A 15,408-nucleotide genomic window follows, 5' to 3' on the forward strand; every position below is an offset into this window, starting at 1 on the left:
CTGCAGCCTGGTCATAACCTGGCCATATGTTGCTTAGGGTTGCATTTAGTCCACTGAAAATGGTACTTATCACCCGCCTGAAATTCAGGTTTCAACCATCCATTATCCGCGAATTAGCCGACTTCGGCCTTACTCCCCTTGAGAGTGATTCATTCCGCCCTTCACCTGCGGAGATCGGGTTTTGTTAAGGAAAAAGACAAGTTATGAAAGTAAAATTCAGCCTTGCCTGGCAAATATTGACGGCGTTAGTACTGGGGATCGTCGTCGGAGCCATATTGCATAACCAGCCCTCTGAGCGCGAATGGTTAATCACTAACATTCTTAGCCCGGCTGGAGATATCTTTATTCACCTGATCAAAATGATCGTAGTGCCTATTGTGATCTCCACCCTGATTGTGGGCATTGCCGGCGTAGGCGATGCGAAAAAACTCGGGCGGATTGGTGTGAAAACCATCGTCTACTTTGAAGTGATTACCACCATTGCCATCGTGGTAGGCATTACCCTGGCGAACGTGTTTCAACCTGGCTACGGCATTGATATGTCGACGCTGGCAACGGTGGACATCTCTAAATATGAAGCTACCACCGCTCAGGTACAAGGGGAGGCGCATAGCCTGGTGACGACTATTCTGTCGCTGATCCCGCAGAATATTTTCGCCGCCATCGCCAAAGGCGAGATGCTGCCGATTATCTTCTTCTCGGTTCTGTTTGGCCTGGGGCTCTCTTCCCTGCCAGCGGAACATCGCGATCCTCTGCTGAAGGTGTTTCGCTCCACCTCGGAAGCGATGTTTAAAGTCACGCATATGATCATGCGCTACGCGCCGGTTGGGGTGTTTGCGCTGATTGCGGTGACCATCGCCAACTTCGGCTTTGCCTCGCTGTGGCCGCTGGCTAAGCTGGTTATCCTCGTCTACGCCGCCATTCTGTTCTTTGCCTTTGTGATCCTGGGCGCGGTGGCTCGCCTGTGCGGTTTGCGAATCACCACGCTGATGCGCATCCTGAAAGATGAGCTGATCCTCTCTTACTCCACGTCAAGTTCGGAAACCGTGCTGCCGCGCATCATGGAGAAGATGGAAGCCTACGGCGCGCCGAAATCTATCACCAGCTTTGTGGTGCCTACGGGCTACTCCTTCAATCTGGATGGTTCAACGCTGTACCAGAGCATCGCCGCAATCTTTATTGCCCAGCTGTACGGCATTGACCTGTCCCTTGGTCAGGAAATCGTGCTGGTGCTGACGCTGATGGTCACCTCTAAAGGCATTGCCGGCGTACCGGGCGTCTCCTTTGTGGTGCTGCTGGCGACGCTGGGCAGCGTAGGTATTCCACTCGAAGGGCTGGCCTTTATCGCTGGCGTTGACCGCATCATGGACATGGCGCGTACTGCGCTGAACGTGGTCGGTAATGCGCTGGCAGTGCTGGTCGTCGCCAAGTGGGAGAACCAGTTCGATGCTAAGCAGGCAGTGGCATACGAAGCAAAAATGAAGAGAGTGGCTTCAGCAAGCTGATCGCAGCCGGATGCTGGCGGCGGGGAGACTCGCTGCCAGCATCGTTCTCAGACGAGAAAGAGATCTCTCTACTATACTAAAACAAGGCTTGATAATAATGGCTTAGCCAGCCTGAGGTTATACAGCAAAATGGAACCGGTACAATTTCCGGCGTCCCGCTCCAGCCTTGCTCTTCATGCTTTTTCTTCCGGCGCGCGATATTTACATTACGCCGCTAAAGTTCACTCAAATCCCGCCGAAAATATAAAAAATCATAACTCATTCTCTTAAGCCCAATCCTGGCAGCAGCCCCAAGGATCTTTACCCATGCGCACAAATTTACCCGTTACACAGCAAGAGTATGCGTTTGACGATCGGGCGACCCTGATGTCAACCACCGATACCAGCAGCCGCATTACCTACGCTAACGATGCATTTATTGAGGCCAGCGGCTTTACGCCGGAAGAGATTAACGGCCAGCCGCACAATATGGTGCGCCATCCCGATATGCCGCCGGAGGCGTTTGCCGACATGTGGGCCACCCTAAAACAGGGCGAACCCTGGACAGCGCTGGTTAAAAACCGCCGTAAGAACGGTGACCATTATTGGGTGCGCGCCAACGCAATTCCGGTGGTTCGGGAAGGGAAAGTGCAGGGGTATATGTCCGTGCGCACCCGGCCAGCCGTGCAGGAGGTGCAGGAAGCCGAGAAGTTGTACGGTGATTTTCGCGCTGGCAAGCGTAAAGGCTGGCGTTTCCACAAGGGACTGCTGGTCAGAACCGGCATGATGCGCTGGACCTCCCTCTTTAAAACCCTCTCTCTTCGCTGGCGGATTCGTACCGCGCTGCTGGCTCTGCTCCCGCTCACAATAGCCGGCGTGGCGGCACTGGGTTTACCGGGCCAGCCGCTGGCGATGTTCAGCGTGGTGATGGCGGTGTTGCTAATGCTGGCCTCGGCGTGGCTTGAGCAGCAAATCTCGCGGCCGATCGAGCGCATGTGCCAGCAGGCGCTGCGGGTAGCGACCGGCGCCAGCCACAAGGTCGATCAGATGGATCGCGTGGATGAAGTGGGTACGACGCTGCGGGCCATTGGTCAGCTGGGGCTGATGTTTCGCTGGCTGGTGGATGATGTCAGCGGTCAGGCGATTACCGTACTGAGCGCCAGCGATGCTATCGCTCAGGGCAACAATGAGCTGAGCCGCAGGACGGAGCAGGCCGCCGCGAACGTGCAGCAGACGGCTGCGACGATGAACGAGATGACCGCCACGGTGAAGAGCAATACCGAAACCGCTCAGCAGGTAAATTCACTGTCGAAAAGCACCCGTGACGTGGCGACTCAGGGCGGTAGGGCGATGAATGAAATGGTCGCCATGATGGCCGAAATTGCCGACAGTTCGCAAAGAATAGCCAGCATTACCAGCGTGATAGACAGTATTGCCTTCCAGACCAATATTCTGGCGCTGAATGCGGCGGTTGAGGCGGCCAGGGCGGGCGAGCAGGGAAAAGGGTTCGCGGTCGTGGCGGGGGAAGTTCGCAGCCTCGCGCAGCGTAGCGCCAAAGCCGCCAGTGAAATCAAAGGCCTGGTGGAGAATAGTGTCAGCAAGGTTGGGCTGGGTAGCGATCGCGTTATCGATGCCGGGAAGACGATGGAAGACATTGTGTTGCAGGTGCAGAACGTGACTTCGCTGATCGGTGAAATCAGCGCTGCCACCTACGAGCAGGCCACGGCGCTGAGCGAAATCAGCCAGGCGGTGGAAGAGCTGGACAACATTACCCAGCAAAACGCCGCTCGTGTGGAAGAGGGCGCGCAGGCATCCGGGCGCATGGCTCGTCAGGCCACTCGTCTGGTGGAAGCGATCAGCGTGTTCCGCTAGTTTGCCTGCCGAGGTTGCCAGGCGCAGCTTTTCCGTTATTGACGTGCAAAAAAAGAGCAGACCTTGCGGTCTGCTTTCTTAAAGCCCTGGCATTGGCGTGATCAAACTAAAGGCGTTGGCTGTGAGCGGGGTTGTTATTGTTGATTATTGAAACCGCAATACGCACGTCTCTTTTTTAATGGAAAATACCGTCAGCGACAAGCTATTCTTCCGTCTGCAACGAAATCTCAGGAATTATGGTTGAGCTGTTCTGGTAATGGACATTGGTCCTTTTTGCCCCTTCACGAGATATTTTCTGGCTCATCCGCCCGTTACAATCCGCTCTTTTCGCCCCGCTCGCCTGAATAATTCAGCTACAGTTAGTCACTTAGCTCCCTTTCCCCTCAACCCTGTCAACATCAGAGAGAGAAGCGTCATGAGTCAGTTTTTTATGAATAAGAAAAGCGACCTCGTCAACGAAGCGATTGAAGGCACGCTGCTTGCCAGCCCCTTTCACAATCTCTGCCAGCTGGACGTTGGCCCGGACATTCGCGTCGTGGTGCGCAATGACTGGGACAAATCACAGGTCGCCCTGATTTCCGGCGGAGGATCGGGCCATGAACCTGCGCATGTGGGCTTTGTCGGCAAAGGAATGCTAACCGCTGCCGTTTGCGGTGATATCTTTGCTTCTCCCAGTGTTGAAGCGGTACTGAGCGCTATTGTGAATGTGACCGGGGAGAAGGGCTGCCTGCTGATCGTGAAAAATTATACCGGCGATCGGCTCAATTTTGGGCTGGCGGCCGAGAAGGCTAAAAAGCTGGGGTTCAGGGTCGAGCTGGTGATGGTAACCGATGATATTTCGCTGCCGGACAACCCCCAGCCACGCGGCATTGCCGGTACGGCGCTAATCCACAAGGTGGCTGGCTTTGCCGCCGCGCAGGGGAAATCGCTGAAAGAGGTCACCGCGCTGGCTACCAAAGCCATTGAGGCGACTTCCAGCATCGGTCTCGCTTTTTCGACTTGTCATGTGCCCGGCGAAAAACGCGACGATCGGCTGAAAGAGGGACTGAGCGAGCTGGGAATGGGTATCCACGGCGAGCCTGGCGCTTCCACGCTGAAAACGCAGAACAGCCGGGAAATCGTTCGCGTGCTGACTGAAAAGCTGGCGGAACATCGTCCCGAAGGTAAAAAAGTGGCGCTGCTGATCAACAATCTGGGCGGTTTTTCTGAGCTTGAGATGGCGGTGTTAACCCGTGAAACGCTGAACTCCGCGCTAGGGAAGTCCGTGAAGCAGCTGATTGGCCCGGCAACCCTGGTCAGCGCGCTCGATATGAAAGGGTTCTCGCTGTCAACGCTGCTGCTGACGCCTTCTCTGGAAGAAGCGCTGCTGTCGCCGGTTGAAGTCAGCGGCTGGCAGGCGGCGGTGAAGGTGAAAGCCCTGAAGTCAGTGAAGGGCAAAAAAGTGGCCGCAGCGAAGCAGGCGAAGCCTTCAGAGAATGCTGGCGTGGCGGCCGTTGTCAAAACAATTTGCACCACGCTGGTTGGGCTGGAAAGCGAGCTGAATAAGCTGGATGCGAAGGTGGGCGATGGCGATACCGGATCGACCTTTGCCGCCGGAGCGGGCAAGGTGCTGAAGGAGCTGAAAGCGAAAACGCTGCCGTTGAACGAGACCTCCGCTTTGTTAACGCTGATAGGCGAACAGCTGGCGGTGGTGATGGGCGGTTCAAGCGGCGTTCTGATGTCGATTATGTTCACCGCTGCCGGGCAGAAGCTGGAAGAGGGCGAGCCGCTGGCGAAAGCGCTGAGCTGGGGACTGGACAGGATGCAGCATTACGGCGGCGCAAGGCCTGGTCACCGTACGATGATCGATGCGCTGCATCCCGCTTTTGAGGCGCTGGTTGCCGGTAAAAAGCTGAGCAGCGTAGCAACGGCGGCGAAGAAAGGAGCCGATAAGACAACGAAAATGTCGTCGGCCAGGGCCGGGCGTTCATCATATCTCAATGAGGACAGCCTGAACGGCGTAAAAGATCCGGGGGCCTATGCGGTAGAGCAGGTTTTTGCGGCGCTGGCTAAGGGCTGAGGGCAAAAACCTGCTCGCGGGCGCCGGTTTACTCGACCGTCACGTCCTGGTGGTCCGGCAGGCTGTTCAGCGTGCGTTCGAAGCTGCGCAGACGTTTGTAGATCGACATCAGCTCAACCAGCGTGGTCCAGGAGTTAATCAGATACTGGAACGAGCTGCGCACCTGATCGAAGACGTTGGTGATTTGCGTCATCAGTCCGAGGGTGATCGCGCCGGTAACAATCGACGGAAACAGCACAAACAGGCTGAACACCGCGTCCAGCTGAAGGTAGAGGATGCGGGCGATGTTGAAGTACAAATAGTGGAAATAGAGCCGGAAATAGTTCTTACGCACGTTAGCGAACAGTTCACGTACGGTGGGAGGACGGGCGCGATGCGGATCGTCCTCGCCGTACACCAGCTCTTTACGATAGGCGGCCTCGACCCGCTGGTTGCGAAACTCCAGGCCCGGTAATTTAATGCCAATCGCCGCCAGCATTCCGGTGCCCAGCAGTGACCACAGCACCGCGGCAATCACCAGCGCATAGGGAATGCTACCCAGAATCGGCACGGTTTTAACGTGGACCGACAGCGCAACCAGCACCGGCAGAAAGGCAATCAGCGTCATAATTGCGTTGATAAAGCTGGTGCCCATATCTTCCAGCGTAGAGGAGAAGCGCATGGTATCCTCCTGCACACGCTGCGCGGCACCCTCAATCCCCCGCAATTCGGGCCAGTGTTCCATATAGTAGTTGTTCATCGCCGTACGCCAGCGGAAGATATAGTGGCTGACAAAAAACATACTCATCACATTTATGACCACCGCAATCATCGCGATGCTCAGAAAACCCTGAGTTTGCGCGTAAAAGGTCTCTATTTTTACCGTATTGGGATGCGACATTGCGCGCTGGATAAGATCGTAGAAGGGTTCATACCAGGCATTGACCGCCACGCCAACCTGTACCGAAAACCACGTAGCGAAGATAATCAGCGATGAGCCAAGCACGGACCAGCGCTGCCAGGGGTGCGGGCTGACTATCGCCCAGAAGGCGTAAAAGAGCACCACCACCACCAGATAGTAAGCGTAGAAGGCCAGTGCGGAGGGAGCGACAAAGCGCCAGGCGTTATTGGGCAGCGGCTGATTAGCGCCGTCCGCAAAGGCGGAAAAGTGAGTTATCCAGTTGCTGGCTCCGGCAAACCACACCAAAATGGCCAGCGCACTCCAGAGCACGACACTGCCAAAAAACACCCCCGGTCGGGGGAAAAAAGATTTAAACATAATGACTCCAGGGTAATGTGCTCTTTTTATAACTCTTTTTACTGTGAACAATCTTACCGTGGATGTTTCGATAAGTGTCAGCGCAAATAAATGCTGGGTATTATTTAAACAATGCCGATAAACAAGCAAGAAGCCTCTGACTGAAAAGGAAATCTCTTGAAATAACGAGGCCTTTCAGTTTATAGCTAACAAGAATTTTCTTAAAAAAAAACAGGCAGTCTGCTGCAACATGCAGCGTTGAGCCGATTGGCGTCAGGTCCTGACGCAGTTGAATGCCGGGGATTTTATTAGCGAAAACCGATAAAACCCTCAGCAACCAGGCGAACAGAACATGATAGAAAATAGTAAGGAGATGTACCAAATGTTGGTACAGAGCGTCGTTGATTATGCCATTTATCTGCTTAAGCCTGACGGTACAGTAGCCAGCTGGAATGCTGGCGCGCAGCTGACTACAGGCTATCTTACGGACGAAATCGTCGGCAAAAACTTTGCCCTTTTTTATAGCGAAGAAGATCGTGCGAAAGGGCTGCCGCAGCAGGCGCTGGATACCACCCGGCTGACCGGTCGCTATGAGAGTACAAGCTGGCGTTATCGCAAAGACGGCAGCGCTTACCTGGCCCACGTAATCATTGATGCCGTGCGTGCAGACGATGGCTCGCTGATTGGCTTTGCCAACATTACCCGCGACTGCACTGAACAGCAGAAGCTGCTGGATGAGCAGCGCGAACGGGAACAGGTTTTCCGTCTGCTGGTGGAAGGCGTGACCGACTACGCTATCTATATGCTGGACCCGCAAGGGCGGGTGGTGAACTGGAATGCGGGCGCTCATCGGGCAAAAGGTTACACTGCGGATGAGATCGTCGGTAAGCACTTCTCCTGTTTCTACAGCGAGGAGGATCGCCTTGCGGGGCTGCCGGAGGCTAATCTTGGACAGGCCCGTAGCGTCGGGCGCTTTGCTGACCAGGGGTGGCGCTATCGTAAAGACGGTAGCGCGTTCTGGGCCAATGTGGTTATCGACGCCATTTACAACGATGAGGGGCGGCTGCTGGGCTTTGCCAAAATCACCCGCGACTGTACCGAGATGCGTGCATACGAGCAGCAGATCCTGCACGCGAAGGATCTGGCCGAACAGCACAGCATTAAACTGGCCTCGCTGTCGAAATTTCTCGATACCATCATCGCTAACATCCCTTCCTCAGTGATCGTGGAAGACGTCGTTTCGCGTGAAATTCTGTTGATGAACAACAAGGCGGAGCAGCTGTTTGGGCTGACGCAAAAACAGATCAGCGGTAAAAAGCTGAATGAATGCCTGACGGTGGAGATGGGTGACTATTTTGAGCAGCTCTCCACGGCAGCCCAGCGTAACGAAGGGCTGCATAAAAATGAGCGGCTGTTAAACACCGACGCTGGCGATCGGATCATTGCTGCTACCTCCTCGATTATTCGCGGCAACGATGCCCTGACCAACTATGTGCTGCTGATTGCCGATGATGTGACCGACCAGCGCGCTGCCGACGCGCGTATCCATCATATGGCGCATCATGACAACCTGACCGGACTGCCTAACCGCGTGCTCTTCAGCCAGCGCCTGAATGAGGCGCTCCGTGCCGACCGCGAAGCAGGCAAGCTGACGGCTACCTTAGGTCTGGATCTCGACAATTTCAAAAACGTTAACGATGCCCTCGGCCACCAGGTCGGAGACGATCTGCTGCGCGCCGTCGCCAGCCGCCTGCGCGGCGTGCTGCGCGATGCGGATACGCTGGCTCGCAGCGGGGGAGATGAGTTCTCTATTGTGCTACCCGGCCTGACGTATCAGGACGAAGCCAATGCGATAGCCAGCCGCCTGATTGATGTCACCCGGCAGTCTTTCAACGTTGACGGCCACAGCCTCTCCGTCGGCCTGAGCATCGGCATTGCCATTGGCGGCAGCGAGTTATCCACCCCGGAGCAGCTGCTGCGCTGCGCTGATATGGCGCTGTATGAAGCCAAGCGCAACGGACGTAATCGCTTTGAGCACTTCTCTGCCGAAATGGGTGAAGCGGCCAAACTGCGCAGGATGATTGAAAGCGACCTGCGCGAGGCGATTACTAACAATCACCTCAGGCTTTACTATCAGCCGATCACCAATAATCAGGGCCGTGAAATCATCGGTTATGAGGCGCTGATGCGCTGGCATCATCCGGTGAAAGGGCTGATTATGCCGATGGACTTTATCCCGATTGCCGAAGAAACCGGGCTGATTCACAGCCTTGGCGCCCTGGCGCTGTATGAAGCCTGCCGCGAGGCGGCCGGGTGGCCGGCTCATCAGACCGTGGCGGTAAACCTTTCGCCGCTACAGTTTAAAAACAGCTCGCTGGTCTCGGTGGTGGAGGCCGCGCTGAAGGAGTCCGGGCTGGCGCCGCATCGCCTTGAGGTAGAGATTACCGAGTCCGTGCTGCTGGATAACACCCAGGTGAATATCAGCACGCTGCAAAAGTTAAAGGCGCTCGGCGTCCGTATCGCGCTGGATGATTTTGGCACCGGCTACTCATCGCTTAGCTATTTGCGCTCCTTCCCGTTCGACAAAATCAAAATTGATAAGTCATTCGTTAATGATATGAAGGACAGTCGCGAAGCGCTGGCTATCATCAGGGCGATCACCGGGATGAGCCGCAGTCTGGATATTCAGATCACTGCCGAAGGCGTGGAGAGCATCGAGCAGTATGAGCAGTTGAAAAGCGAGGGCTGTACGCTATTCCAGGGCTACTACTTTGGGCGACCGCAGCCGCCGGAGACCCGCCTGAAGGTGTTTGGTCCCTCAGGGCAACTGATGGAAAACGCTGCGGAGAACTGGAACGAAATACCGCTGGCTTTGCCGCAACCCCCCGCGCTACCTGACAGGACGGCAGACCAGAACCTGGCTCAGGATTTGCCACCGGAAAAATAGCGCCGGAGCCGGTACGGCCTTAAGCTAAAGGTCGTACCGGCACGCTGAATCGTTATACCTGCTCAGGATCGAGGCCGCGCGTCTTCGGTCCAAAAATGCCAATCACCAGCATCACAATCAGCATACTGATCACGATAAACGCAATCACGCCCTGTGCGCCCGCCACCTGCAAAATCATGCCGATAATAATGCTGCTGAAGACGGTAGAGAGACGGCTGAACGAGTAACAGAAGCCCACGGCGCGTGCGCGAATAAACGTCGGAAAAACTTCGGTCTGATAGGCATGATAGCTGTAGGTCAGCCAGGCGTTGGAGTAAGTAATGCAGAATCCGCAGAGGATAAGCAGCACCGGACTGCTTTGCAAAGCGAACAGCGTGCCAAACACCACGGTCATTAACGAAGAGAGGACGATCTGCCATTTATTCTCAATCTTGTCCGCGTAGCGACTGCAAATCAGCGAGCCAAGCGGATAGGCGAGGGTAATGAAAAAAGCGTACAGCAGGCTGTGGGTGATGCTGGCCCCTTTCCCGGAAAGCAGCGCCGGTAGCCAGTTGCCGAAGCCGAAAAAGCCAATCGCCTGGAAGATGTTCATCACCACCAGCATCAGCGTGCGCTGGCGATACTCCGGCCGCCAGATGTCGCGAAAGCGTCCTTTTTTCTCAATGATTTCGCCGGTTTCAATCTGCTCCGGGGCCGGTTCCGTGCTGGACTTACCGCAGCGGATCTCCATCGCCGTGACGCCCCGATGGGCTTCCTGATGGCGGCCCTGTTGCGCCAGCCAGCGCGGAGACTCAGGCAGATTTTTACGAATAAACCAAATCACCAGCGAACACATCGCCCCGGCAATCACCACCCAGCGCCAGCCGGTCAGCCCGAGGATCGTCTGCGGCACCAGCCACCACGACATCAGCGCCACCGCCGGAACCGAGAGAAACTGGACGAAGAAGGCAAAAGCAAACGCTTTACTGCGCAGATAGCTGGGCACGGATTCCGTCAGGTAGGTATCGATAGTAACCAGCTCAATCCCCAGCCCGACGCCGACGAGAAAACGACAGAAGATGATCCCCTCCGCGTGATGTTGGAAAGCCATGATCAGCGAAAAGCCGCCGTACCACGCCAGCGCGCACATAAAGGTCAGCCGGCGACCAAAGCGATCTGCATAGGGTGCCAGCAGGCTTGCCCCGAGGAACAGGCCAAGAAAGGTGGAAGAGGCAAAGGCGGCCTGGTCAGAAACGCCAAACACGCCAAGGCTGCCAAGGTGAAAAATGTTTTCTGCTACCAGTCCCGAGCTGATGTAGCCCGTCTGGAAGAGATCGTAAAGTTCGAAGAAGCCGCCCAGCGACAGCAGGGCAATAAAACGCCATAGCCCGGCAGAAGGGGGTAACGCGTCAATACGATCGGAAAGCTTATGGTTATTAAATGTTTGCACGGGCGGCAGCGTCCCTGTCGAACTCACTTCACTCATTATTTTTTTTCTCTTGATGTCGCGGTGTTGTCATCCTCCATCCTAAGGGTTTGTGTCAGGATTTGTATATCCTTATGCCGCTGTTGTTAATGAATTTGTGCCATTTTGTTTCTCCTCGCTAAATTTTTGCTAAAAGACCTGCTAAACTCCCCGGTTTTGTTACCGGTAACATTGAGCCGGCAACCGCATTTCTCTGTCCCGTTCAAAAAAAATACTGCAAGCAACCGTGAAACATTAAGCCAGAGCACCAGGCGTAATTTTGATAAGGCAATGTCATGTCGAAAGAGAATAAAGGAAGCTCCCGCAGGGACTTTCTGCTGAAGACCATCACCCTGGCTCCGGCCGTGGCGATGGGCAGTACCGGGATAGGCGCGCTGACCGTCGCTGCCCCGGCCACGGCTAAAGAGACGGCTCCGGCGGGCCCGCAAAAAGCGCGAGATTACCAGCCAACCTGGTTCACTCCTGAAGAATATGCCTTTATACAGGCTGCCGTTTCCCGCCTGATCCCGGCGGACGAACGCGGTCCCGGCGCGCTGGAAGCTGGCGTGGCGGAATATATCGATCGCCAGATGAATACGCCCTACGCCGTCGGCGCCAACTGGTATATGCAGGGCCCCTTCCATCCTGATGCCGATAAAGAGCTGGGCTATCAGTACCCGCTGGTGCCTCGTCAGATCTATCGCTTAGGGCTGGAAGATGCCGATGCCGTAGCAAAAGCCCGGCACGGTAGCGTCTTCGCCACGCTGAGCGGGGAGCAGCAGGACGCGCTGCTTCAGGCATTTGAGGCAGGCAGCGTGGCGTTCAGGCAGGTCCCGGCAAAGGTCTTCTTCTCTTACCTGCTGCAAAACACCCGCGAAGGGTTCTTCAGCGATCCCATCCACGGCGGCAATCAGGGCATGGTCGGCTGGAAGCTGATTAACTTCCCCGGAGCTCGCGCGGACTTTATGGACTGGGTGGAACGTGGCGAGCGCTATCCGTTCCCACCGGTATCGATTGGTGGGGAAAGAGCGTAACCATGGCAAACGAAATGAAAAAAGTCGATGCGGTGATCGTGGGCTTCGGCTGGGCGGGATCGATCATGGCTAAAGAGCTGACCGAGGCCGGTCTGAACGTGGTCGCGCTGGAGCGTGGCCCGCATCGCGATACCTATCCCGACGGCGCTTATCCGCAGGTTATTGATGAGCTGACCTATAACATCCGTAAAAAGCTGTTTCAGGACCTGTCAAAAAGCACCGTCACCATTCGTCATAACTCAGCGCAGACCGCGCAACCCTATCGCCAGCTGGCGGCGTTCCTGCCCGGTACTGGCACCGGCGGTGCTGGTCTGCACTGGTCAGGCGTGCATTTTCGCGTAGACCCGACTGAACTGCGAATGCGCAGCCACTACGAAGAGCGCTATGGCAAAAATTTTATTCCGGCAGGGATGACGATTCAGGACTTCGGCGTCACTTATGATGAGCTGGAACCCTTCTTCGATAAGGCAGAGAAAGTCTTCGGCACCTCCGGTTCGGCGTGGAGCGTGAAAGGAAAAATCGTGGGGCAGGGCAAAGGCAACCCGTTTGCGCCGGACCGTTCTGATAAATTTCCGCTGCCCGCGCAAAAGCGCACCTTCTCGGCGCAGCTGTTTGCCCAGGCGGCGGAGTCGGTGGGCTATCATCCTTACGATCTGCCTTCCGCCAATACCTCCGGCCCGTATACCAACACCTACGGCGCGCAGATGGGGCCGTGCAACTTCTGCGGCTACTGTAGCGGCTATGCCTGCTACATGTATTCAAAGGCCTCACCAAACGTTAACGTGCTGCCTGCGCTGCGTCAGGAGGCGAAATTTGAGCTGCGTGATAACGCTAACGTGCTGCGGGTGAACCTGACCGCTGACAAAAAGCGCGCCACCGGCGTGACCTATGTCGACGCGTTGGGCCGCCAGATTGTGCAGCCAGCGGATCTGGTGATCCTCTCAGCGTTTCAGTTCCACAACGTGCATCTGATGCTGCTTTCCGGCATTGGCAAGCCTTACAATCCGCTGACCAATGAAGGCACCGTAGGCCGTAACTTTGCCTACCAGAACATCTCCACCATCAAAGCGTTCTTCGATAAGGACGTTTTCACCAATAACTTTATCGGTGCAGGCGGGGCGGGCGTTGGCGTGGATGACTTCAACGCGGATAACTTCGATCATGGCAAATATGGTTTCGTTGGCGGATCGCCGTTCTGGGTCAACCAGGCGGGCGTGAAGCCGATTTCTGGCCTGCCTACGCCTCCCGGCACGCCAAACTGGGGCAGCAAGTGGAAAGCCGCCGTCGCCGATCGCTATACGCACCACGTTTCGATGGATGCCCACGGCGCGCACCAGTCCTACCGCAATAACTATCTCGATCTGGATCCCAACTACAAGGATGCGTTTGGGCAGCCGCTGCTGAGGATGACCTTCGACTGGCAGGATAACGACATCAAAATGTCGCAGTTCATGCACGAACGGATGCACAAAATCGCTGAGGCAATGAACCCTCAGCTGATTAGCGGCTCGCCAAAACAGCAGGGTACGCATTTCGACACTACCGTTTATCAAACTACCCATATGAACGGCGGCGCGATCATGGGCGAAGATCCGCAAACCAGCGCGGTAAACCGCTATCTGCAAAGCTGGGATGTCCCTAACGTGTTTGTCCCTGGCGCTTCCGCTTTCCCACAAGGGCTGGGCTATAACCCAACCGGCATGGTGGCGGCGCTGACCTACTGGTCAGCTAAGGCGATTCGTGAACAGTACCTGAAAAATCCAGGTCCGTTGGTGCAGGCGTAAGGACAACCATGATGAAAATGACCCTTCCCGCCCTGTTACTGGGCATGGCGAGCTTTATCGCGTTGGCGGACGATAACGGCGCTGAGCAGCTCAGGCGCGGCGAATATCTGGCGCGAGCCGGTGACTGCGTGGCCTGTCACACCAAAGCCGGCGGCCAGCCCTTTGCCGGCGGCCTGTCGATGGACACGCCGATTGGCGCTATTTATTCCACTAACATCACGCCGGATAAAAAAACCGGCATTGGCGACTACAGTTATGACGACTTCCAAAAGGCCGTGCGTCATGGCGTGGCGAAAAATGGCGACACGCTCTATCCGGCGATGCCTTATCCTTCTTATGCGGTAGTCAGCGATGACGATATGCGGGCGATGTATGCCTGGTTTATGCACGGCGTGCAGCCGGTAGAGCAGGTTAACAGGCCGAGTGATATTCCGTGGCCGCTGTCAATGCGCTGGCCGCTGGCAATCTGGCGCGGCCTGTTTGCTCCGGACGTGGCGGCCTTCCAGCCGGTTAAAGGTCAGGACCCGGTGCTGGCGCGCGGCCAGTATCTGGTCGAGGGGCTTGGTCACTGCGGCGCGTGCCATACGCCGCGCAGTCTGACCATGCAGGAAAAGGCGCTGAACAACCGAGAAGGCAGCGACTACCTCTCCGGCAGCAACGCGCCGATTGACGGCTGGACAGCCAGCAACCTGCGCGGCGATAACCGAGACGGCTTAGGCCGCTGGAGCGAGGACGATCTGGTGCAGTTCCTGCGTACGGGCCGCAACGATCAAACTGCCGTCTTCGGCGGCATGACCGAGGTAGTCGAACACAGCCTGCAATATCTCAGCAAAGAGGATGCCACGGCGATTGCGCGCTATCTGAAGTCGCTGGGAGCAAGGGACCCTAACCAGGTGGGCTATAAGCCGGATGACGCGGTAGCGAAAGCGCTATGGCAGGGGGACGACAGCAAGCCCGGGGCTTCGGTCTACGTGGATAGCTGCGCCGCCTGCCACAAAACGGACGGCAGCGGCTATCAGCGCTTCTTCCCGCAGCTGCGCGGTAACGCGGTGGTGCAGGCACAAGACCCAACCTCGCTAATTCACATCGTGCTCAGCGGCGCCATGCTGCCTGGCGTGAAGGGCGCGCCTTCCAGCATCACTATGCCTGCCTTCGGCTGGCGTCTTAACGATCGACAGGTGGCCGACGTGGTGAACTTTATCCGTACCAGCTGGGGCAATACGGCCAAAACGCAGGTCAGCGACAGCGACGTGGCGAAGGTTCGCAAAACGCTGCCAGCGCAGACGGGCAGTGTCAGCGTTGAAAAGCTAATGCAAGAGAAGTAACCGTTAGCGACATGACTGTATGGCCGGATATTCCGGCCATTTTTTTGCCTGAATAAGGGGGTGCTGGACGGAGTGAATTAAGCCAGTCTGCCCTTCTTAAGACCGCTGGGACCCCGCCGCTTATCTTAATGAAGAATCAACCGTATATATAATGTGGGTGAAAAATACTTTACTTTTAACCTTATGGATGAAGGTTATAGTTGTTATTAAAATATTTATATA

9 protein-coding genes are annotated in these 15,408 nt (G+C 56.0%); 7 read left to right on the forward strand and 2 right to left on the reverse strand.

Annotated features, from left to right (window positions below):
* The first annotated feature begins 203 nt into the window (after positions 1–203).
* The 3 genes from gltP (at position 204) to NG99_RS14835 (ending at position 5,415) form a co-directional block, all read left to right on the forward strand.
* Positions 204–1,505, forward strand: a complete 1,302-nt coding sequence (gene gltP, locus NG99_RS14825) for a glutamate/aspartate:proton symporter GltP (RefSeq protein WP_034894372.1) — start codon at positions 204–206, stop codon at positions 1,503–1,505.
* A gap of 306 nt (positions 1,506–1,811) precedes the next feature.
* Positions 1,812–3,356, forward strand: coding sequence for a methyl-accepting chemotaxis protein (locus NG99_RS14830; RefSeq protein WP_034894374.1), 1,545 nt, complete (start codon positions 1,812–1,814; stop codon positions 3,354–3,356).
* A 415-nt stretch (positions 3,357–3,771) separates the two neighbouring features.
* Positions 3,772–5,415, forward strand: a complete 1,644-nt coding sequence (locus NG99_RS14835) for a dihydroxyacetone kinase subunit DhaK (protein ID WP_034894376.1) — start codon at positions 3,772–3,774, stop codon at positions 5,413–5,415.
* Positions 5,416–5,443: 28 nt separating this feature from the next.
* Here NG99_RS14835 and sbmA read toward each other — a convergent pair whose 3' ends face one another.
* Positions 5,444–6,673: a peptide antibiotic transporter SbmA gene (gene sbmA / locus NG99_RS14840; RefSeq protein ID WP_034894380.1), complete on the reverse strand. Its 1,230-nt coding sequence runs from the start codon at positions 6,671–6,673 to the stop codon at positions 5,444–5,446.
* 331 nt (positions 6,674–7,004) lie between these two features.
* On the opposite strand from sbmA, the gene NG99_RS14845 reads away from it, so the two are divergent.
* Positions 7,005–9,599: a sensor domain-containing protein gene (locus tag NG99_RS14845; protein WP_052130725.1), complete on the forward strand. Its 2,595-nt coding sequence runs from the start codon at positions 7,005–7,007 to the stop codon at positions 9,597–9,599.
* Positions 9,600–9,651: 52 nt separating this feature from the next.
* On the opposite strand, the gene NG99_RS14850 is transcribed toward NG99_RS14845, so the two are convergent.
* Complete coding sequence (locus NG99_RS14850; protein WP_034894383.1) at positions 9,652–11,064, reverse strand: MFS transporter; 1,413 nt, start codon at positions 11,062–11,064, stop codon at positions 9,652–9,654.
* A gap of 275 nt (positions 11,065–11,339) precedes the next feature.
* On the opposite strand from NG99_RS14850, the gene NG99_RS14855 reads away from it, so the two are divergent.
* Genes NG99_RS14855 through NG99_RS14865 form a run of 3 tightly spaced genes read left to right on the forward strand, consistent with a single transcriptional unit; the run spans position 11,340 to position 15,186 of the window.
* The gene (locus NG99_RS14855) at positions 11,340–12,077 is read left to right on the forward strand and encodes a gluconate 2-dehydrogenase subunit 3 family protein (RefSeq protein ID WP_034894386.1); all 738 of its coding nucleotides are present in this window, start codon (positions 11,340–11,342) and stop codon (positions 12,075–12,077) included.
* Positions 12,078–12,079: 2 nt separating this feature from the next.
* Positions 12,080–13,861, forward strand: a complete 1,782-nt coding sequence (locus tag NG99_RS14860) for a GMC family oxidoreductase (protein ID WP_034894389.1) — start codon at positions 12,080–12,082, stop codon at positions 13,859–13,861.
* Positions 13,862–13,869: 8 nt separating this feature from the next.
* The gene (locus tag NG99_RS14865) at positions 13,870–15,186 is read left to right on the forward strand and encodes a c-type cytochrome (protein WP_034894392.1); all 1,317 of its coding nucleotides are present in this window, start codon (positions 13,870–13,872) and stop codon (positions 15,184–15,186) included.
* Positions 15,187–15,408: the final 222 nt, after the last annotated feature.

It is taken from the genome of Erwinia typographi (assembly GCF_000773975.1).
Classification (GTDB): domain Bacteria; phylum Pseudomonadota; class Gammaproteobacteria; order Enterobacterales; family Enterobacteriaceae; genus Erwinia; species Erwinia typographi.